The following is a 19,749-nucleotide window of genomic DNA, read 5'->3' as shown; positions in this document are numbered from 1 at the left end:
CCGGGTTGGACACCTATGCTCCGAAGACGGCTAATGGGAGCTGTGCCACCCGGTGCGAAACTGCCGGGCCCGCTCAGACCCAACGCTCGCCGGTGAGGCGCTCGTAGACCTCGACGTACCGGTTGCGGGTGGCCTCGACCACCTCGTCGGGGATTTCCGGGCCGGGCGCCGTACGGTCCCAATCGGTCAACGACGACGACCAGTCCCGCAGGAACTGCTTGTCGAGGTAGCGCTGGGTGCCGCCCGGCTTCCACTCGTCGGCCGCCCAGAAACGCGACGAATCCGGAGTGAGCAGCTCGTCACCCAGCTTGAGCGACCCGTCCCCGGCGATCCCCAGCTCGATCTTGGTGTCGGCGATGATGATCCCCTTCGACGCGGCAATCTCCTGCCCGCGCCGGTAGACCTCGAGGGTGATCCGCTTGAGCTCGGCCGCCTCTTCCTTGCCGACCTTCTCCTCGACGTCGGCGTAGGTCATGAACTCGTCATGCCCCTCACCCGGCGGCACCTTGGTCGTGGGCGTGAAGATCGGCTCAGCGATCCGCGACCCTTCAATCAGCCCCGGAGGCAGCGCAACCCCCGACACGGCCCCGTCCCGCTCATATTCTTTGAGCCCCGAGCCGGCCAGATATCCCCGCGCGATGCACTCCACCATGACCATGTCGAGCCGCTCGCACCGAACGGCCCGCCCCACCCACTCCGCCGGCACGTCGGTGCTGGAGATCACGTGGTTGGGCACCACGTCGGCGAGCTGCTCGAACCACCAGAGCGAAAGCTGCGTGAGAATCTTCCCCTTGTCCGGAATCGGCGTAGGAAGCACCACGTCATAGATAGAGATCCGATCCGACGCGACAAGCAGGATGTCCTGCCCGTCCGCATAGACCTCACGGACCTTCCCCGAGTGCAACAGCTCCACGTGCTCCCCTTAGCTCACCGGCCGGATGACCTCACGCTATCCGACCGGTCACCGAACAGATCCGAGCCCGGGCGTCAGGCGGGTTGTTCGATCGGGCGGCGGAGAGCCGGGAACGCGAAGCCCTTGGCTCGGGCCAGGGCGGCCGCGCCGGTCAGGGCTGCGACTGTGGTGATGGCGCCGGCCAACAGGAGGGCCGTGCGGGGGCCTGCGGCGTCGCAGAGCCAACCCACCAGCGGGGCACCGACGATTCCCGACAGGGAAGAGACCAGGCCGAGTGTGGCCAGGACACGACCCCGCATGTCTTCGCGGGTGTCGAGCTGGATGCGGGTTGCCACCACCGTGTCGAAAACGACCGCACCGGCTGCGATCGGGAGGATCAGGGCGGCGAAGCCGAGGACATTGGGGGCCAGGCCCGAGGCGAACTGGAGGACGCTGATCACGAAGGCGGTGGCCAGCAGGACGCGCAGCGTCGACTTTCCGGTCCCGGCCAGCAGCAGGCCGCCCAGCACGGCGCCCACGGCGAAGACCGTCGAGAGCAGGCCGTACGAACCGGAGGAACCGTGCAGCGGGCCGGCCACCATCGCGGCCATCGAGACCTGGTAGTTGCGGCCCAGGGAGCCCAGCACGAACGACAGGGCCAGGACGATCAGGACCACGGGCTGGGCCAGGACGTAGCGCAGACCGGCCGCGACACCCCGGGAAGTGGCGTCGGCCACAGGCAGGGCGCGCATTTCCTCCGTACGCATGAGGAACAGCGCGACGATCACCGCGACGTACGAGACCGCGTTGATGGCGAAGAGCACGTTGGGGCCGGTGAGGCCGACCAGCACGCCGCCCAGGGCCATGCCCCCGATGCGGCCCGCCGAGGACAGCACCGAGCCGAGTGCCAGCGCCGAACCCAGCGACTCCTTCGGCACCAGCGCCGAGCCGAAGCGCCCGAGGACGGGGCCCTCGAACGAGCTGATCACGCCCGAGGCCAGCGCCACGGCATAGATGATGGCGACGCCGCCGTGGAGGAGCAGGGCGAGTGCGAGCAGGGCCCGTACGGCCTGGAACGCGATCAGCAGGGGGCGGGCGGGCAGACGGTCGGCGAGCGCACCACCCCAACTGCCGAGCAGCAGCACCGGCAGGGACTGCAGCATCACGACGATGCCCATGGTGGCGGCCGAACCGGTGGCCGAGAGGATGAGCCAGTTCAGCCCCAGCACCTGCATCCAGGTACCGCCCACCGACACCAGATCGGCGGCGGCCCAGAGCCGGTAATTGCGCACTCGGAGCGGCGCGAACATCGGAGCCAAGCGGTGGCACCCCCAACAGACAAGGGACGCCGTCTTTCGGCGTCCCCTGCATGTTCGGGAAGTGCCCGGAAGCGCCTTCGCGCCAGGAGAACCGCGCTACCCAACAGCAACCTCGGCCGGGCGCAGGCACAGGTGCAGGCGGTTCTTGCCCACGGAAGTCACGACCGTGGAGCGTAGGCCGCCAATCGGTTGCCTTCCACCGCGTAGAGGTGGCCGCCGGTGACCACCTGCGGGCCGCGGCGATGGGGGGCCACCACGGCGCCCGAAGCTGCGGACAGCACCGGGCCGCCGGTGTAAAGAAGACCGCCTGCCCGTACGGGCTGAGTTGCCACCACGGGCAAGGTGCGGGTCCAGACCACGCGGGCGTCGCGGATGTCCAGGGCCGAGACAGTGCGGTTCACGGCGCGGTAGACCCGGCGGCCGTCCGTGGCCAGGAACTTGCTCTGCCGGCCGGGGGCGGTCCACAGCGGGGCCCCGGATGCGGCGTCGACCAGGGTCAGGGCCACGCCGTCGGTCACCAGGAAGCGGGTGGGAGTGGCGCTCTCGGCGTACAGGGAACGCGGTTTGGTCCAGATCACCGACCCGGACGTGACCGAGACCGCGGAGGTGGAACCGCCCCTGGTCAGCAGGATGCGGCCGGCGGACGACGCGCTCGAGCTCTCGAAACCGCGCTTGCGCCACACCTCGCGGCCGTCGGTGGCCCGGTACGCCACGGTGGCCGTTTCGTCCGATTCTGAACTGCCGGAGACGATCGCCACGCCGCGGTCGACCACGAACGAGTTGACCGGCATGTCCAGGTCGAGCTTCCAGCGCCGGCTGCCGGTGCGCAGGTCGAGGCCGACCAGGCGGCCGTTCGGGTCGCTGGCGGAATGGCAGTCGCCGTTGCCGAGCACGACGACGCCGCCCGAGACGGCCATCGACGGGACGGTCGAATCTTCCGGATCGTCCCAGTCGAAGCTCCACGCCAGGCGTCCGTCAGCGGCGCGGTAGCCGGAAACACCCCGTCCGTCGGTCGCCACGACCATGCCGCCGGCGACGAGCGGGGCCGACGGGCCGCCGCACGTGGGCTCCTGGCGGCGCAACGGGACCGACCACCGCGAGGCGAGCTTGCCGATCGTGCCGGCGTTGATCTGCGACTCGGCGGGGTTGTAGAAGCTGTCCTCGGCGTCGTACCCGGCATGTTCCCAGCCGACCGGCGGAACAGGAGTGAGGGCAAGCGTCACAGCAAGAACAAAAGAGGCATACACCCCACTACACAATCACCCACAGAGGACAAAAGTCGCCGAAATGCCGAAAAGGGCAGCCCCGCCAGGCCGCCCTTCCGGAGTTCGACGCTACTACCCGTTCATCAACTTCAGCATCTGCTGGATCTCGCCCTGCCGGGACTGCTGCACCCGCTCGGCGAACTTCTTGGTCTCCTCGTTCTTGCCACCGGTCTTCTCGATCTTCGACATCTCCATCGCCTGGTGCTGGTGGGCGAGGAAGAGGTTGAGGAACGCGGTGTCGAACTGGGCCGCCTTCACCGTGGTCAGCGCCTTGATCTCGGCCGCCCCGGTGCCGGGCAGTCCACCGTGGTCGGCGTGCAGGCTGGGCGCCTTGTCGACCTCGGTCGACTCACCCCAGCCCTTCAGCCACGACTCGACCATCGCCAGCTCGTCCTTCTCGGTGGCCTGGATGGCCTGGGCGAGGGTCTTGAGCTCGGGGCTCTGGGCCCGCTTCATGGCCGTCGACGTCATCTGCAGGCCCTGCTTCTGATGGAAAATCATCATCTGCAGGAACATCACGTCGGTGTCGTTGTGGTCGTCGCCGGCCTTGATCTCGGCGACCGTCTCGGCGGCGACCGTGCCCTTTCCGGCCGCGACCGGCGGCGCCTCCTTGGCGGTGCCGCAGGCCCCGAGCACGAACGGCGCGACCAGGGCGACGGCGATCAGGCGGCGCTTCACAGCGGGAGCCACAGCGCGAGCGTGTAGATCGACGGCTCCCAGCTGTTGAGCGCGGTGTGCGCCTGGCGGCACTGGTACTTGGCGCCGTTGAAGGTCACGACGTCGCCGGTCTTGTAGGCCGTGCCCGCGGCCCAGGTGCCACCGGCGGCCGGCGGCGGGGCAGTCGTGGGCTTCGTGGGCGGCGTGGTCGGAGCAGCCGTCGGCGGCGTGGTCGGGGCCTTCGTGGGCGGGGTAGTAGCCGGGGGCTGGGTCGGCGTGGTGCCGCCGCCACCGGAGGAGCCGCCGCCGACGTTCAGGTCGATGCAGTTGTAGAAGGCCATGGGGGTGTCGGCGATGTTCCACACGGCCAGCACCTTCTGGCGGCCCGGGAACTTGCTCAGGTCGACCTTGTGGTTGACCACCGCGGCCGGCTGTGCGCCGCCGTCGTCGATCGAGGCGACCCGGGTTCCGCCGATGAAGTATTCCCAGGTCGTGGTGCGGTGGCGGGCGGTGAGCACCCAGCTGAAGTCCACCGTGGAGCCGACCGCCTTGGCCGGCCAGTTGCGCGACTCGTCGGCCAGCTGCGAGAACTGCGACAGGCCGCCGTCACAGGACTTCAGGCCCTTGGGGCCCTCGACGCTCTGCGGCTCGAACTGGATCGACCCGCAGTTGGCGACCGCGCCCGACGCGCACAGCGCCTGGCGGCTCGGCGGCGACGACACGTACCCGTGGGCGGAGGCGGGTGAGACGACCCCCAGGGTTGTGCCCGCCGTCATTCCGAGGGCGACCAAGGGGTAGGCGATCTTGCGGCGCATGTCGGCTCACTCCGTACTGTCTCGTTGCGGCAGTTACGGCGGGGACGTTATGGGCAGGTTCCATAACAGAGCCTTAAAGGCCCCGAAAACAATCATGAAACCGCGCGCCGGCTCCGGCGGGGACGGGCCGGCGACTGCAGATAGATGCCGACCCGGGCGCCGCCGAGCGGGCTGCGGGCGATTACCATCTCGCCGCCCGCCTGTTCGGCCGCGCGGCGCACGATGTCCAGGCCGAGACCGGTCGAGCCGGCGCCGCTGACCCCGCGTTGCACGGCCTTGGACGGGTCGGCGATGCCCGGTCCGGCGTCGTCGACCAGCAGCCCGGCGGGCGAGACGCTGACCCGGAACGCGACCCGCTCGGGGGTGTGCGAGAAGACGTTGCCGAGCATGGCGTCGACCACGCCGATCAGCTCGCTGCGCGGGATCGGCAGCATCACCGGTTCGTCGCCGCCGACGACCTGCCAGGGCCGTTCCTGGTCCTCGGCCAGCACCGACCAGAAGGCGAGCCGGTCGGCCAGCACCTCGACCAGGTCGGTCTGTTCGGTGGCACGGGCCGCCACCCCGAGCCGGGCCCCCTTGATGATCGCCTCGAGTTCCTCGTCGAGCAGGTCACAGGCCTGCCGCATGCGTTCGCCGATCGGGCCGGGCGGCATCGCCTCGGCGTCCAGCCGCAGCGCGGTCAACGGCGTCCGCAGGCGGTGGGACAGGTCGGCGGCCAGTTCCCGCTCGCGTTCGAGCAGGCTGCTCAGGTCGTCGGCCATCGTGTTGAAGGCGTACGCCGCATCGCGCAGTTCCCGCGGGCCGTCCGGTTCGACCCGGGTGTCCAGTTCGCCGGCACCGAGCTTGCGGGCCGAGCCGGCCAGTTCCCGGGTCGCGCGCACGAGCCGGCTGCCGAGCCGGTCGGCGAACAGCGTCGAGCCCGCGACCAGCAGGATCGCCAGGCCACCGAGCACGAACCAGGCCGTCCACACCCCGCGCGTGAGTTCGCCGTCGGGAATGAAAACTTCGACGATCACCGTACGGCCGTCGGTGAGCACGGTCGGCTGAAGGTAGACCATCCCGTCGTCGACCGGGGCCAGAGCCGAGCGGCGGTCCTGGGTGGCGATCGTGATCTGGGCGGCCGAGGTGTGCGAGACGCCGATCGCGGCGATGTCGGGCAGGTGGACGGCGAGCCGGCCCTCACTGCCCGCGGTCGTGCTGGCCACGGCGTTGGTCAGCAGCGTCGGGTCGGCGTTGACCCCGAGCACGGTGACCAGCGAGGTGGCCTGCTGGCGGGCGTCGCTGACGGCCCGGTCGTGGGCGATCTGGCGGGTGGCCACGGCCAGCGGCACGAGGAAGGCGAGCGCGACCATCGAGGTGATGGCGAGGGCCAGCCGGTTGAGCGCCCACCTCATCGCGGGTCGACCATCATGACCCCGACCCCGCGCACGGTGTGCAGGAAGCGGGGCTTGGCCGCGGTCTCGCCGAGCTTGCGGCGCAGCCACGAGATGTGGACGTCGATGGTCTGTTCCTCGCCGATGCGGGCCTGGTTCCAGACCTCGTTCATCAGCTCACGCCGGCTGATCACCTGGCCGACCCGCTCGGCGAGATAGGCCAGGACGTCGAACTCGCGGCGGGTCAGCTGCAACGGCTCGCCCGCCAGCTCGGCCCGGCGCTGGCGCGGACTGATCACCAGCTCGCCCACGGTGATCGCGCTCGGCGCCTCGGTGGTCGTCGCGCGGGAGCGCCGCAGCACGGCCGAGATGCGGGCCAGGATGTGGCCGCCCGAGAACGGTTTCGTCACATAGTCGTCGGCACCGGCGCTGAGCAGGCTGATGATGTCGGCCTCGGAACGCCGTGCGGTGGCCACGATGACCGGCACGTCGGAGACCGAACGCATCATCCGCAGCGCGTCCGTGCCGTCGATGTCGGGCAGCCCGAGATCAAGAATGACCAGGTCGGGACGCTCGTCCGTAACGATCTTCAGGGCCTCGGCGGCCCGCCCCACCGGTCGCACGACGTGACCGGCATCGGTCAGCGCGCGGGACAACGCCGCCGTGATGATGCGGTCGTCCTCGACCAGCAGGATCATCGCCATGGCGTACACCATAGGGGCAGATGAGACGATGTCCTCGTGCGATCTTCCCGGTGGACGCCGATCGCGGGGTGGTGTGCCGCCACCGCGACGAGCATCGTGCTGGCCTCGGTAGCGATGCTGCCGGTGCTGCGCACCGATGCGCCCGACGACAGGGCCCTGGCTCAGCTGCCCGCCTCCGACGCCAGCGAGTTCCCCGTGCCGTTACCGAGCGCGACGACTCCCCCGCCGAAGAGTGCGGTTCCCTCGGCCACCGCACCGACGCGCAAGCCGAAACCCACCGAGACGCAGACGACCACCACCGCGCCGCCCCGGGCCACGACCACGGCTCCGCCACCGGTGACCACCACGCCGCCGACCACCACCGAGGACGGCTGGACGGTCACCACCGCCGGGGACGGGACACGGACGTACGTCAGGTCGTTCCGGGTCGAAGGGGGTCAGGCCGTCATCCGGATGACCTCGGACGCGGTGGTCCAGCTGGTGACCGCGACCCCGGCCGACGGGTGGCAGGTGCAGAAGGTGCAGGACACCCCCGACAACCTGGCGGTCTATTTCAACGAGACCGGCCACAGCTTCATCATCCACGCCACCTGGCACAACGACCGCCCGTTCGCCCAGGTGAGTGAGATCGGGTCATAAGCCGCTGAGCAGCGGTTATCCCCGCCTCCGAGGGGTAAGTGAGCTTCATACGAAGGGAGCTCACTGATGACGACGCACACCGAGCAGCAGCCGGTCGGCCAGCTGGTCAACCAGCTGAGCGAGCAGGTGTCGACGCTGGTCCGGGACGAGTTGACGCTGGCCCGGCTGGAGATGGTCGAGAAGGGCAAGCGCGCCGGTACGGGCGCCGGTCTGCTCGGCGGGGCCGGCGTGATCGCCCTGTACGGACTTGGGGCGCTGTTCGTGACGATCGGCGCATTGCTGGCGCTGGTCATGCCGGTGTGGGCGGCGGCGCTGATCGTGACGGTCGCGCTCTTCGCCACGGCCGGGATCGCGGCGCTGATCGGCAAGAACCAGGTGAAGCAGGCAGTGCCGCCGGAGCCGGTCGAGGCGATGGAGAGCGGCAAGCGTGACGTGGAGGCCGTGAAGACGGCCTTTCAGGAGGGACGGCACTCATGAGTGACACCAGGTCGCGCGAAGAAGTGCGCGAGGACATCGCCGAAACCAGGAGCGAGCTCGCCGACACGGCGGCCGCCCTAGCCGCCAAGACCGACGTGAAGGCCCAGGTCAAGAACGCGGTGGCCGAGAAGAAAGAGGCCGCCGCCGAGAAGACTTCGCAGGCCAAGCAGGTCGCCGCGGAGAAGGCTTCGCGGGCCAGAGAAGCCGCCTCCGAAAAGGCCGAGCAAGCGAAGCACGTCGCCGCGGAGAAGACCGAGCAGGTCAAGGAAGCGGCCACGGTGGCGGCGGGCAAGATCGCCGAGAAAGCCGGCCAGGTGAAGGAAATCGCCGCCGAGAAGGCCGCGCAGGTCAAGCAGTCGACGGCCGAGACCGCCCACCACGTGGCCGAGACCGCGGCCGACACGAAGGACCAGTTCGTCGGCCGCACCGACGAGCACGGCAACCTGCGGGAGCGCCGCCCGATGCCGCTGGCCATCGCCGGCGCCGCCCTGCTGGCGGCCGCTGCGGCGGCGGCAACGCTGCTCCGGCGTCGCCGCCGCCGCTAGAAAACAGGATCAGGGAACGGCGTTCGAGGGGAAGCGTTCCAGCAGCGCTTCCTCGAGGACGCCGTTCAGCATGCGGGAGTATGTGCCCGACAGGTGGAACCGGTTGCGATAGACGGTGACGTTGCCGATCACCGCCGGACACGTCTGGGTGCACAGCCAGGGCAGCACCGGAATGTATCCCGAACCCGTCGCCTCGGCCGCGGCCTCGTCGGCGGCGTTCCAGACCCGCGCGGTCGCCACCTTGCGCGACGTGGAACAGGCCCGTACGTCGTCCTGGTTGGCGGCCAGACACTCGGGGGCGCTCGCGTCGAGCACCGGAGTGTTGCCGAGCACGACGACCGTACCGGCGGATCTGTGCAGGTCCCGAAGGGTGCGGCCGAGTCCCGTCCGCCATTCGTCCGGCGTGATCAGCTGCCCGCGCCCCCGCTTCTGCGAGAAGCTCTCGTTGGTCACGACCACGAGTTCCGGGGCGGTGGCGGCGATCCGGCCGGCCACGAAGTCACGGAACCGGTCGCACTCGTCGAAGACCCGGTCCTCCTGCTGGTTCCAGACGGTCACGGCCAGGGCCGGGCAGCCCGGTTTGCCGAAGAACTGGAGCCGCCAGTGCAGCCGGTCGGCGATCTGGGTCATCGCCGGCAGCCACATCCCGGCGTGCGAGTCGCCGTAGAGCACCACGTCGGTCGCGCTCGCCCGGTCGCCGAAGACGCACGGCTCGATCCGGTCGGCCCTGGGCCCGGCCTCGCACTTCTCGTTGTCGAAGCCGTAGTCCTGCCCGCTCGTGGCCAACGACGGAGTGAGGTCGGCGGGCAGCGTACGCAGGCTCGGGGCCTTGGCCACGGCCGACAGGATGGTGTTCAGCGGCACCTGGGGCGCGGGCTCGGGCGCGGTCATCCGCGGGGGCGGCGGCACGGCGGCCGTGCAACCGGCGATCACCGCGAGCAGCGCCACCAGCAGCGAGAGCCGGAGCGTACGGGTGATCTCAAGGTTGCGCATGCGCCGGAGCTCCAAGTCGGGGTCGGTATTCGGCGCCGTGACCGGTGTCGGCGGCCGGTGAGGTGGAGGTCTTCCACCGCGCGACCGCGAGCGGTGCGACGATCAGCCAGGCGGCCAGGGACAGGGTGATCACGTGGGAGCGGCGCAGCCGGACGTTGCGGCGGATCGGGTTCTCCAGGCCGAAGTACGTGGCCACGGCCAGCCCCAGCGAGGCGAGCACCAGCAGCGCCCGGGTGGTGGCCGGCAGCGGTGCGCCGTACGCCTGCTCGGCACCGATCAGCACCGGCCAGTGCCACAGGTAGAACGAGTAGGACAACCGGCCGAGCCAGACCAGGGGCCACCGGCCGAGCACCGGGTCGCCACGGCCGGCCAGCACCAGCACGGTCGCCAGCACCGGCAGCGCGGCCGCGTACCCGGGAAAGCTCGTGGTCTCGTCGTAGGTGAGCGCGGCGACCACGATCAGCGCCAGGCCGACGCCGGCCATCATGGTCGCGAGCCGGTGCGGGATCCGGTCGAGCCGCGTCGCGACCAGGGCGAGAAGGCAACCGGCGCCGATCTCCCAGGCGCGGGTGGCGGGCGAGAAGTACGACCAGGTGCCGGCCGCCCAGACCGACCAGCCGAACGACACCGCCACCGCCGCGGCCAGCCACCAGCCGATCGCCCAGCGGAAGCCGAGCCAGATCAGCAGCACGACCGCGGCCGGCCAGACGAGGTAGAACTGCTCCTCGACGGCGAGCGACCAGAAGTGCTGCACCGGCGAGACGGCGCCCTGGGACGCGAGGTAGTCGACGCCCTCGGTGGCGAAGCGGAAGTTCGAGGCGAACAGCGCCGACCACACGACGTCCTCGGCGATCTCGTCGCCGCGCAGCCAGCCGAGCCAGTGGTAGCTGCCGACCAGCGTGGTGACCAGCACGAGCGCGGCCGCGGGGAGGATCCGCCGGGCCCGGCGGGCGTAGAAGGAGATCAACGACAGTTCGCCCGTACGGCGTACCTCGCGCATCATGAGCGAGGTGATCAGAAAGCCGGAGATGACGAAGAAGACGTCGACGCCGACGTAGCCGCCGGCCAGGCCGGGCACGCCCGCGTGGAACAGCACGACGAGCACGACGGCGATCGCGCGCAGGCCCTCGATGTCGGGCCGGAACCGCATCGACGGCCCGGCAGCGACCGTGGCCGCCGGGCCGTGAACGCCGGTCTTGATCGTCTCTGTCATCGGCGACAAGGCTAAAGCGGACGAAAGCCCCCAAAGCGCCTCTCGGTCGACAACCGCTCATTCCGGGTGGATTTCGCCGATCGAGCCCCGCCTCCGCCTCAGCGTGATAGTGGCTTTCGCTCAGCGGTAGGCGCGCACGTCGGCCACGCTCCACCAGTTGTCCGGTGCCGCACCCGTCAGCGTGATGCGGACATATCGCGCGCGACCAGGAGCGGCTTCGACGAACTGTCCGGTTCCGGCAGCCTTGACGGTGCGCCACCGGGACCCGTCAGTGGACGCGGTGACCGTGACGCCGCGCGGATAGTCGCCCAGGTCAGCGCCGGTGTCGAAGACAATTTTCCGGACCGGGTGGACAGCGCGCATGTCCACCTGAAGATACTGACCCGCCTGCTGACCGACGCCGGTCGTCCACCGGGTGCTGGCGTCGTCGTCGACGGCGAGAGCAGCGTCGGCCGCCGGGTTGGCGGTGGCGGTCCAGCCCGTCGGCGCGATCGGCCGGTCGTCCGAGTGTCCACGCCAGACGAACGTGGCCAGTGCACCCCCGGGCAGCGTGTATTCGAGGGTCCGCCCGCCGTACTGCACCGCGAACTTCCGCGGCTCGTCGTTCTCGTTGTGCGCGACCAGCGCCGTGCTGCCGTCCGGGTTGACGAACGCGACGGTCATGACCTGGCCGTTCCAGCCGGTCGTGCCGAACGACGTGCTCGCGACCCGGACCGCGCCCGGCTTCACGAAACGGGCGACGTGACCGAGCGTGTAGAACTCGGCGTTGCGGGTCACCGTGCCGTCCGACGCGACGGTCAGCACGCCGGTGCAGGTGCCGCAGCCGCCGTTGTGCGGGCCGTTGTTCTCGTCCAGGGCCAGATTCCAGTTGATCACCGTCTTGGCCCAGTTCCGGGTGTTGCCGATGATCAGGTTGCGGGCGTGCCACTTGAGCGTGTCCGAGAACGTGTTGGCCGGGTCGCTCGACTGGCTGCCGGAACACTCGGTGAAGTAGATGTCCTTGGCCGGGAACTCGTTGTGCAGGGCCGTCATCGCGCTCGGGTCGCCGTAATAGCAGTGGTACGCCGTTCCCTCGACCCACCGCGCGGCCGGCTTGGCGAGCAGCGCCTGCGGATAGTGGTCGATGTCCTCGACCGAGTCGGGCGGCGTGTTGGCGGCGTCGTTCGGGTGCTCCGACCAGTTGTGGTCGTAGCCGAGGATCTTCGTCCGCTCGCCGGCCGCGCGCAGCATCGGGCCGAGCCGTTCGATCACCTCGGCCGCCTGCCACGAGGGCAGGTCCATGCCGGGGTAGCCGGCGGGTGTCCGGTTCTGGGGCTCGTTCTGGAGGGTGAGGGTGTCGATCGGAACCCCCTCCTTCCGGTACGCCCGCACGAACGTCACCAGATAGGCGGCGTACGCGCGGTAGATCGCCGGCGAGTCGATCAGCCGGCCCCCGACCAGGGACCCGTTGGTCTTCATCCAGGCCGGTGGGCTCCACGGGGTGCCCATCACGCGCAGGTCCGGGTTGAGGCGGCGGGCCTGGCGCAACAGCGGCAGGATCTGGGCGCGGTCGTGGTCGATGCTGAAGTGCTTCAGGCCGTAGTCGGTCTGACCGGCCGGCACGTCGTCGTAGGTGTAGGCCGGTCCGTCGGTGAAGTCGGAGGCGCCGATGGGCTGGCGCAGATAGCTGAGCCGGTTGTCCCGGAACAGCGACTGCATGGCCGCGTCGCGGGCGCGGGGCGTGAGCCGGTAGAGCACCGACGCCGACGAGTCGGTGATCGAGGCGCCGAAGCCGGCGATCGTCTGGAAGCGGCGGTTCGGGTCGACCACCACCGTTCCGGCGTCGCTCCGCTTCTGATCGAAGGCGACCCGGCCCTGGTCAGCGAGTCGCTGGGTGCCATCGGGGGTGGTGATCCAGACCTGCGCGGTCAGCTTCGAGGAGTGGGCACTGGCCGGCAAGGGTGCGGCGGCCAGAACGGTGGCACCGATCGCCACCAGGGTTGTTCCGAATCGAGCCACGGGTCTCTCCCATGTAACAGACTGAAACAAATACGGAACGTTTCTGATACACACAGGTAACTCCGCAACCGCGAAGCTTGTCAATGTCTATAGTTCGGTGATGAGACAGGGACCGACCGTCCGTGACATCGCGTCCCACGCGGGCGTCTCGATCGCGACCGTCTCGCGGGTGCTCAACGACCAGGAACACGTCTCTCCGGGCACTCGTGAGCTGGTGCAACAGGCCATCGACGAGCTCGGCGGCCGGGGTCCGCGCCGCCGCCCGGCCCGCACCGGAGCGGTCTTCCTGCGCTGTCCATACCTTCTGACCGACTACTTCGGACTGATCGTGTCGTCGATCGCCGAGACGCTCGACCTGCACGGCCGCCAGCTCGTGCTGAACGCCGGCGAGGCCGCCCAGCAGCTTCCCGTGCTCTCGTCCCTGCCCAGCCGCCCCGGCATCGGCGGCGCCATCGTGGTGCTGCCGCCCGAGCCCGGCACGGAACTGGTCGCGCTGCAGGAGGCCGGCTTCCCGTTCGTGGTCGTCGACCCACGCGAGCAGGTGCCGCGCGACATCGCGGCGGTCTCGGCCGCCCACTTCGCCGGGTCGCGCAGCCTCACCGCACACCTGACCGCCCACGGCCACCGCCGGATCGGCCTGCTCGCCGGTCCCGACAACTGGCTGGCCAGCTCCGCCCGGCGCGCGGGGCACGTCTCGGCGCTGGCCGACGCCGGTGTGCTGCTCGATCCGCGGCTGTCGATCGCGGGCGAGCCGACCGTCCGATTCGGATTCGAGGCCGCCCGGCAGCTGCTCTCCCAGCCGACGCGGCCCACCGCACTGGTCGCGTTCAACGACAAGGCGGCCTCGGGCGCGTTGGCCGCGGCGGCCCAGCTGGGCCTGCGGGTTCCCGAAGACCTGTCGATCGCCGGCTTCGACGACATCGACCTGGCCCAGGCCACCCGCCCGACGCTGACGACCGTGCGTCAACCCCTGGCCGAGATGGGCCGGATCGCCGTCGGGCTGCTGATGCGCCTGCTCGACCACCATCGCCTCGACGCCCTGCACGTCGAGCTGGCGACCGAGCTGATCATCCGCGACTCGACCGGTCCCGCTCCGGCGGGTCAGTGATCGATCCCCAGGCGGGCGCGGGGAGTTCCGGGGTGTGCGATTGCCCGGGGCTCATCTGCACGCGGGGAAGGGTGACGATGGCCGGGTCGACCTCGACGGCCTGCACCACCGCGCCCGTGCCCTCGTTCTTGACGAGCACCATCGCGTACTCGGGAAGATCTTGCAGCACCCGGGGCTCGACCGTGTATTCGTAGACGCGCTCGGTCGACGTGGCATTGCTCCAGTTGGTGGCGTCGGCGGTTGATTCCGTACGGCTCCAGTTGCGCGTCTTGCTCCAGTTCGTGCTGGTGTAGCGGCGCAGTCCGTGCCGGGACGCGCGCTCGCCCTTGGTGCCGCCCTTCGTCTCGGACTCGCCGGTCATGTCGGCGACGGTGTGCGTCTCCTCCCCGCCGAGGCTGCGGGTCAGCCGGGACAGCACAAACTTGTGACCGCGCCCCACGAACTCGGCCGCCTGCGCCGCCTCCTGGTGGTTGCCCAGCCGCATCAGCGCGACCTCGCCGCCCCCGATCGTCCGCAGCGACTCGGCCCGCAGGTGCTGGAAGAACAGCACCAACCGGATGCCGCGCCGCTCGCACAGGGTGCTCAGCCGCTCGATCGCCCGGTGGTCGATCTCGTCGGCGCCGAGCAGCACCAGCGAGCCGATCGGGTTGGTGGTGCGGCGCAGCTGGTGGCCCAGCCACTGCACCAGCAGGTCTTTGAGCAGCTCGTGCTGGGCCCGGCCGCCGCCGGCCTCGGCCACCAGGCAGGTGAGGTCGGCCGGGGCGGTGGTCGCGGGGGCGCTGCCCATGGCTTCGAGCGGGTGCAGGAACGCCTCGATGCGCCGGACACGCGCCTCCTCGGGCCGCAGAGCGTCCAGGCGCGGGTCGATGCTGTTCGGCCCGGAGGACAGCGCGCGCAGGGCGGCCGTGAACCGGGCCATCGTCAGGTCGGGGGCCAGGATCGAGGCGATCTGGTTGAGCAGCAACGCGTCCTGTGACCGCTCGGCCCGGTTCCCCCCGTCCGGCGCGTCGCCGTACATGGCCTCGACCAGGCCGTCCACCAGCTCGGCCGGTTCCAGCCCGGCGACCAGGTCGAACTCGGCCAGCTGGGCCGGCAGCACGACCTCGCGCACGGACCGGCCGGTGGCCGAGGCCAGATCCATCAGCTCGCCCGACAGCGCCTCGCCGGTGAAGTCGGCCAGCACCAGCGAGCCCCGGGTGGCCAGCAGCGAGCCGCCGAAGACGGTCAGCACCGCCTCCCAGCCATAGAGGGTGCCGCCCACGATGTCGACCCGGCGCGTGCCCGGTGACGGTGTGGCCGCCAGCCACTCGGGCAGGGCGTCGACCAGGTTCTGCTGCTGCTGGTCGTGCCACTGGCGGCGGCTGTCCCACGAGGCGTGCTCCAGGGCGTACGCGGCCTGGGACTTCTCGGACGCCTCCTCGATCGAGCGCCGGGCCAGTGAGGGCATGATCCCGGCCAGGATCGCCCCCGCGACGCCGCCCAGGAAGCAGATGCCGGCCAGGAAGAACACCAGCGTGCGCGCGTTGTCGCTGTCGCGGGTCAGGAACCCGCCGCAGCAGCCGATGAGGACGGTGAGGCCCAAACCGGCACCGAGTGAGACGAGGATCCGCCGGACCATGCCCCGCTGCGCCCGGGTGAGCCGTTCGCCCAGCTCAGGGTCGACCGGCGCGGGTTGCGGGGGCGGCTCGGTGAACCGCTGCCGGTGCTGGTCGGGGTCGTTGAAGATCCACCCGAGACGTTCTCCCACGGTGGCGAGGCGCGACAGCGGGTTCGGGTCGGGAACGGGGCTCATCGCGGCGCACTCCGGGGGGTCGATGTTCCTCTGACCGTACCGCCCCGGCGACCGCCGGCCGGGGAGCCACGGACCGTGGTCCGCGCCGGTTCCACGGGAAACGCTCAGGAAGCGGCCGGAACTACCGATCAATAAAAAGTGCGGCCCGAAGCCAGTCTTCTGACGAGCGTGCCCTCGACAGCGGGTGCGGCGCTGTCAGCCACGTCCATCGCGTTCGTCGAGGTCGACCGCTCGGGGATCATCCGTGAGTGGAACCCGGCCGCCGAGCGCCTGTTCGGCTGGCCGCGCGACGAGGCCCTGGGCCGGATGCTCGCGGACACCCTCGTTCCCCCTCAGCTGCGCGCCGCGCACGCCGCCGCGTTCGCCCGGCGGTTGGTCAACGACGAGCCCTGGCCCGGCATGCGGGTCAAGGTGCCGGCCCGCCACCGGGACGGCTCCCAGCTGCAGGTCACGCTCACCATCAGCCCGCTGCCGGACGGCTTCTGCGCGTTCCTCTCCGACGAGACCGACCAGGACCAGGCCCAGCAGGAGCTGCAGCGCAGCACGACCCTGGTCAACGCGATCCTCGAGCACACCTCGGCCATGATCTCGGCCAAGGGCCTGGACGGGTCGTACCTGTTCGTCAACGCCGAGTACGAACGGGTGTTCCAGGTGACCGCGGTCGACCTGGTCGGCCACAACGACGCCGAGGTGCTGCCCGAGGTCGTGGCCGAGGCCGGGCGCCGGCACGACCGGCAGGCGGTGGAGAGCGGCGAGGCCGTCACCGCGCTCGAGGAGCTGCCTTTCGGCGACGAGATCCGCCAGTACGTGGTGACCCGGTTCCCGCTCACCGACCCGGACGGCTCGGTCTACGGGGTCTGCTCGATCGGCATCGACGACACCGACCGGCGGCGGGCCGAGGCCGCCCTGAGCGAGACCGAGCGGCGCTTCCGGGCGACCGTGAACAACGTGCCCGGCATGCTGTTCCAGTTCCGCATCGACGTCGACGGCGCCCGGTCGTTCCTGTTCGTCTCCGAGGGCTCCCGGGAGATCTGCGGATACGAGCCGCACGAGCTCGTCGCCGACGCGGACCGGATCGTCAACCTGGTGGCGGAGGAGGACCGGGAGGCGTACGAGGCCTCGGTGGTCGAATCCGTGATCACCCTGCACCCGTGGCGGTGGGAGGGCACGCTGGTGCTGCGTACGGGCGAGCGCCGCTGGATCCACGGGGTGGGACGGCCGTTCCGGCTCGGCGACGGCAGCACGGTCTGGGACGGCATGCTGCTCGACCGCACCCGGGAGCGGTGCACGGCGCTGGCCCTGGAGGAGCGCCGCCGCGACCTCGACGACCTGACCCGCCGCCTGGCCGTCTACCGCTTCACCGCGATCGCCGGCCCGACCGGCGGCGCGCTGCTGACCGCCTCGTTCGGTGATCCGGCGCCGGTGCTGGGGGCCGCGGATCCCTCCGGTGACCTGGTCGAGGCGTTCCGGGCGGTGCTCGACCCGGCCGGCCACGACGCCCTGGCCGAGGCGTGGGCGACGGCGCTGGGCGGCGACCGGTCCGAGGTCGAGTGCGAGCTCCACGGCACCGCCGTACGCCGCCTCTGGCTCCGCCTGCACCCGCGTGAGGTGGACGGCCGCCGGGTGGTCGAGGGCTCCTGCTTCGACCTGGCGCGCCCATGAGCGAAGTGCCCCTGGTGCGGACGGCCGTGCGGCTCCCGCGCAAGCTGGGTGAGATCGGCGTTCCGGCCGAGGTTCTGCCGCCCGGCACACCGCTCGGCGAGATCGCGGCCCGGCTCGACGCCGAACCGTTGCTGCCGGGTGTTCTCGTCGGGTCGCCGGACGGCCACCGGCTGCTCAGCCGGGCCCGGGCCGCCGTCGGGTTCGAGGCGGACGCGGCCGGGACCCTGACGCTGCCCGCCGACACCGACATCGACATCGCCGTGCAGGCCGCGCTCGCCCGCCCCGAGGCCGACCGGAGCGAACCGGTCGTGGTGCGCTGGCCGGACGGCCGCTGCGGGATCGCGCCGGTGATCGGCCTGCTCACCGCGATGGCCGACCGCTACGCCCGCCTGGTGCGGGCCGACCCGCTGACCGGGCTGCCCAACCGGTCGGCCGCCCTGTCGGCCGGGCGCCAGCGGCTGGAGGACGGCGACCTGACCGCCGTGCTGCACCTGGGGCTCGACCGGTTCTCCGAGACCAACGACATGCTCGGCACCCAGGGCGCCGACGTGCTGCTGCAACGGGTCGCAGCCCGGCTGCGGGCCGTGTGCCGGGCCGAGGACCTGGTCGCCCGGCTCGAAGGCGACCAGTTCGTGGTGATGCTGGCCGACCCGGCGCCGGCCGAGGGGCTGACCACCATCGCGCGCCGCCTGACCGACGCGCTGCGGGGGCCGTACACGGTCAACGGCATCCCGGTCAGCGTCGAGACGAGCATCGGTATCGCCACGGCCGACCACCGTGACCTGGCGGTGGTGCTGCGCCGGGCCGCCGACGCACTCCGCAACGCCAAGAGAGACCGTACGGGCGTGGTGGTCTGGACCGCCGAGACCGCCACCACCCACCGGGCCGACCTGCGGCAGCTCACCGAGCTGCGCACCGGCATCCGCGCCGGCCACCTCCGCCTGCACTACCAGCCGCTCTACCGGGCCCGGTCACGCGAAATCGACGGCGCCGAGGCCCTGGTCCGCTGGCAGCACCCGCAGCGCGGCATGCTGCCACCGGGCGTCTTCCTGCCCGACGCCGAACGCTCCGACGTCATCCTCGAACTGACCGACTGGGTGCTGGCCGAGGCGGTGCACCAGACCGCGCTCTGGCACCGGGCCGGGTTCGACGTGCCGGTCTCGGTCAACCTCTCGGCCGCCTATCTGGCTCAGGACCGTGCGGTGCCGACCATCCTGGCCCTGCTCGACCTGGAACGGCTGCCCGCGCGCCTGCTGATGGTCGAGATCACCGAGACCGCCGTGCTCACCCGGCCCGATCAGGCGGCGGCGCGGCTGGCGGCGATCCGGGCGGCCGGGATCCGGGTCGCGATCGACGACTTCGGCACCGGCTACACCTCGCTGGGCCTGCTGCCGGAGCTGCCGATCGACGAGCTCAAGATCGACAGGTCGTTCGTGATGCGGATGCACGACTCACCCGCACGGGCGACCATCATCGACTCGGTGATCGCCATCGCTCGATCGCTCGACCTCACCGTGGTGGCCGAGGGGGTGGAGGACGAACCGACCGCGGCCGCCCTCGCCGAGGCCGGGGTGGACCTCCTTCAGGGGTATCACCTCGACCGCCCGCAGCCCGCTGACCAGCTGGAATCGAAGTTCACGCAAAGTTCAGACGGTTCCACCGGGCATCCGGCACTGGTCGGGTTCTAACGTGGAAGGTGAACGGACGGGGTCGATGTGACCTTGCCGTGACCTGGTGAATTCCTCGCCGGAGCAGTCGACGGCCCATCTCCGGGGTCCTGACCTGACAGCCCGGAGAACAGCGGGTAACGGAAGGTATGTCGCGATGACCGCAAGCACGGTCGACGTCGAAACCAGCCCCGACGGAACACTCGTCATCCAACCCCACGGCGTGCTCGACGCCGACGACGCGGTCGAGCTGCGCCGCACCCTGGTCCACGCCGTGCGCCACCTGCGCCCGCTGCGCCTGGTGCTCGACCTGCACGACGTTCCCGACGTCGACCCGATCAACCTGGGCACCCTGGTCGCCGCCTGCCATCTCGGCGACGACCACCAGGTCGCGGTCTTCCTCGACCGGACGTCCGAGTCGATCGCCAGCCGGCTCTTTGCGGCCGGGGTGGCGAACCACCGCCTACGACAGGTCGGCAGCGCCGCCTGACCGGCCCCAGGACTCCCGCAACGCCCGCCGCAGATCCCGGTGCGCGCTCCGGTCGAAGACGCCGCCGAGGAGCAGACAGGTGGTCTTTCCGCTGCGATCGGTGTCGCGCCCGATGGAATAGTCCATGCTCCCGGTGTGCC

Annotated in this window: 19 protein-coding genes; 7 read left to right on the top strand and 12 right to left on the bottom strand. The window is 70.8% G+C overall.

The annotated features are described in order from the left end of the window. Window positions 1-73: 73 nt before the first annotated feature. From JIG36_RS16155 to JIG36_RS16125, 7 genes are all read right to left on the bottom strand, one after another. Complete coding sequence (locus JIG36_RS16155; RefSeq protein WP_203377091.1) at window positions 74-913, bottom strand: phosphoribosylaminoimidazolesuccinocarboxamide synthase; 840 nt, start codon at window positions 911-913, stop codon at window positions 74-76. Between the two features lie 74 nt (window positions 914-987). Beyond that, on the bottom strand, window positions 988-2,202 hold the full coding sequence (locus JIG36_RS16150; RefSeq protein ID WP_203377090.1) for an MFS transporter: 1,215 nt from the start codon (window positions 2,200-2,202) through the stop codon (window positions 988-990). 167 nt (window positions 2,203-2,369) lie between these two features. Continuing rightward, entirely contained in the window at window positions 2,370-3,434 is a 1,065-nt protein-coding gene (locus tag JIG36_RS16145; RefSeq protein WP_203377089.1) for an outer membrane protein assembly factor BamB family protein, read from the bottom strand. 114 nt (window positions 3,435-3,548) lie between these two features. Further along, window positions 3,549-4,166, bottom strand: a complete 618-nt coding sequence (locus tag JIG36_RS16140; RefSeq protein WP_307872743.1) for a DUF305 domain-containing protein — start codon at window positions 4,164-4,166, stop codon at window positions 3,549-3,551. Beyond that, window positions 4,151-4,948 (bottom strand): lytic polysaccharide monooxygenase, encoded by a 798-nt coding sequence (locus JIG36_RS16135; RefSeq protein WP_203377088.1) that lies wholly within the window; start codon window positions 4,946-4,948, stop codon window positions 4,151-4,153. Before JIG36_RS16135 ends, JIG36_RS16140 begins: the two co-directional genes overlap by 16 nt. Before the next feature lie 92 nt (window positions 4,949-5,040). Beyond that, complete coding sequence (locus JIG36_RS16130; protein WP_203377087.1) at window positions 5,041-6,342, bottom strand: HAMP domain-containing protein; 1,302 nt, start codon at window positions 6,340-6,342, stop codon at window positions 5,041-5,043. Beyond that, complete coding sequence (locus JIG36_RS16125) at window positions 6,339-7,025, bottom strand: response regulator transcription factor (RefSeq protein WP_203377086.1); 687 nt, start codon at window positions 7,023-7,025, stop codon at window positions 6,339-6,341. The genes JIG36_RS16130 and JIG36_RS16125 overlap by 4 nt, the downstream gene beginning before the upstream one ends. 36 nt (window positions 7,026-7,061) lie before the next feature. Between JIG36_RS16125 and JIG36_RS16120 the strand changes: the two genes are divergently transcribed. The 3 genes from JIG36_RS16120 to JIG36_RS16110 all read left to right on the top strand — a co-directional run bounded on the left by JIG36_RS16120 (window position 7,062) and on the right by JIG36_RS16110 (window position 8,686). Beyond that, window positions 7,062-7,664: a superantigen-like protein SSL4 gene (locus JIG36_RS16120; RefSeq protein WP_203377085.1), complete on the top strand. Its 603-nt coding sequence runs from the start codon at window positions 7,062-7,064 to the stop codon at window positions 7,662-7,664. A 66-nt stretch (window positions 7,665-7,730) separates the two neighbouring features. Further along, entirely contained in the window at window positions 7,731-8,141 is a 411-nt protein-coding gene (locus JIG36_RS16115; protein ID WP_203377084.1) for a phage holin family protein, read from the top strand. Continuing rightward, window positions 8,138-8,686, top strand: a complete 549-nt coding sequence (locus tag JIG36_RS16110; protein ID WP_203377083.1) for a DUF3618 domain-containing protein — start codon at window positions 8,138-8,140, stop codon at window positions 8,684-8,686. The genes JIG36_RS16115 and JIG36_RS16110 overlap by 4 nt, the downstream gene beginning before the upstream one ends. 9 nt (window positions 8,687-8,695) lie before the next feature. Here JIG36_RS16110 and JIG36_RS16105 read toward each other — a convergent pair whose 3' ends face one another. From JIG36_RS16105 to JIG36_RS16095, 3 genes are all read right to left on the bottom strand, one after another. Further along, a complete protein-coding gene (locus tag JIG36_RS16105; protein WP_203377082.1) occupies window positions 8,696-9,679 on the bottom strand; it encodes an SGNH hydrolase domain-containing protein in 984 nt (327 codons plus the stop codon). Continuing rightward, window positions 9,666-10,892 (bottom strand): acyltransferase family protein, encoded by a 1,227-nt coding sequence (locus tag JIG36_RS16100; protein ID WP_203377081.1) that lies wholly within the window; start codon window positions 10,890-10,892, stop codon window positions 9,666-9,668. Before JIG36_RS16100 ends, JIG36_RS16105 begins: the two co-directional genes overlap by 14 nt. A 120-nt stretch (window positions 10,893-11,012) precedes the next feature. Then, complete coding sequence (locus JIG36_RS16095; protein WP_203377080.1) at window positions 11,013-12,890, bottom strand: discoidin domain-containing protein; 1,878 nt, start codon at window positions 12,888-12,890, stop codon at window positions 11,013-11,015. A 100-nt stretch (window positions 12,891-12,990) separates the two neighbouring features. On the opposite strand from JIG36_RS16095, the gene JIG36_RS16090 reads away from it, so the two are divergent. Further along, window positions 12,991-13,998, top strand: a complete 1,008-nt coding sequence (locus JIG36_RS16090; protein WP_203377079.1) for a LacI family DNA-binding transcriptional regulator — start codon at window positions 12,991-12,993, stop codon at window positions 13,996-13,998. Here JIG36_RS16090 and JIG36_RS16085 read toward each other — a convergent pair. Further along, window positions 13,958-15,790 (bottom strand): hypothetical protein, encoded by a 1,833-nt coding sequence (locus JIG36_RS16085; protein ID WP_203377078.1) that lies wholly within the window; start codon window positions 15,788-15,790, stop codon window positions 13,958-13,960. The genes JIG36_RS16090 and JIG36_RS16085 overlap by 41 nt on opposite strands. Before the next feature lie 168 nt (window positions 15,791-15,958). Here JIG36_RS16085 and JIG36_RS16080 point away from each other — a divergent pair, with 168 nt between their 5' ends. The 3 genes from JIG36_RS16080 (at window position 15,959) to JIG36_RS16070 (ending at window position 19,609) form a co-directional block, all read left to right on the top strand. Beyond that, window positions 15,959-17,452, top strand: a complete 1,494-nt coding sequence (locus JIG36_RS16080) for a PAS domain-containing protein (protein WP_203377077.1) — start codon at window positions 15,959-15,961, stop codon at window positions 17,450-17,452. Then, the gene (locus tag JIG36_RS16075) at window positions 17,449-19,140 is read left to right on the top strand and encodes a putative bifunctional diguanylate cyclase/phosphodiesterase (protein ID WP_203377076.1); all 1,692 of its coding nucleotides are present in this window, start codon (window positions 17,449-17,451) and stop codon (window positions 19,138-19,140) included. The genes JIG36_RS16080 and JIG36_RS16075 overlap by 4 nt, the downstream gene beginning before the upstream one ends. Before the next feature lie 136 nt (window positions 19,141-19,276). After that, complete coding sequence (locus JIG36_RS16070; RefSeq protein WP_203377075.1) at window positions 19,277-19,609, top strand: STAS domain-containing protein; 333 nt, start codon at window positions 19,277-19,279, stop codon at window positions 19,607-19,609. Here the strand turns inward: JIG36_RS16070 and JIG36_RS16065 are convergent. Then, entirely contained in the window at window positions 19,583-19,735 is a 153-nt protein-coding gene (locus tag JIG36_RS16065) for a hypothetical protein (RefSeq protein WP_203377074.1), read from the bottom strand. The two genes, JIG36_RS16070 and JIG36_RS16065, sit on opposite strands and share 27 nt — an antisense overlap. Window positions 19,736-19,749 lie beyond the last annotated feature (14 nt).

This window comes from Paractinoplanes ovalisporus (genome assembly GCF_016834655.1).
GTDB lineage: Bacteria > Actinomycetota > Actinomycetes > Mycobacteriales > Micromonosporaceae > Actinoplanes > Actinoplanes ovalisporus.
The sequence above is the reverse complement of the archived record's forward strand: the minus strand, read 5'-3'. Positions and strand labels throughout refer to the sequence as shown.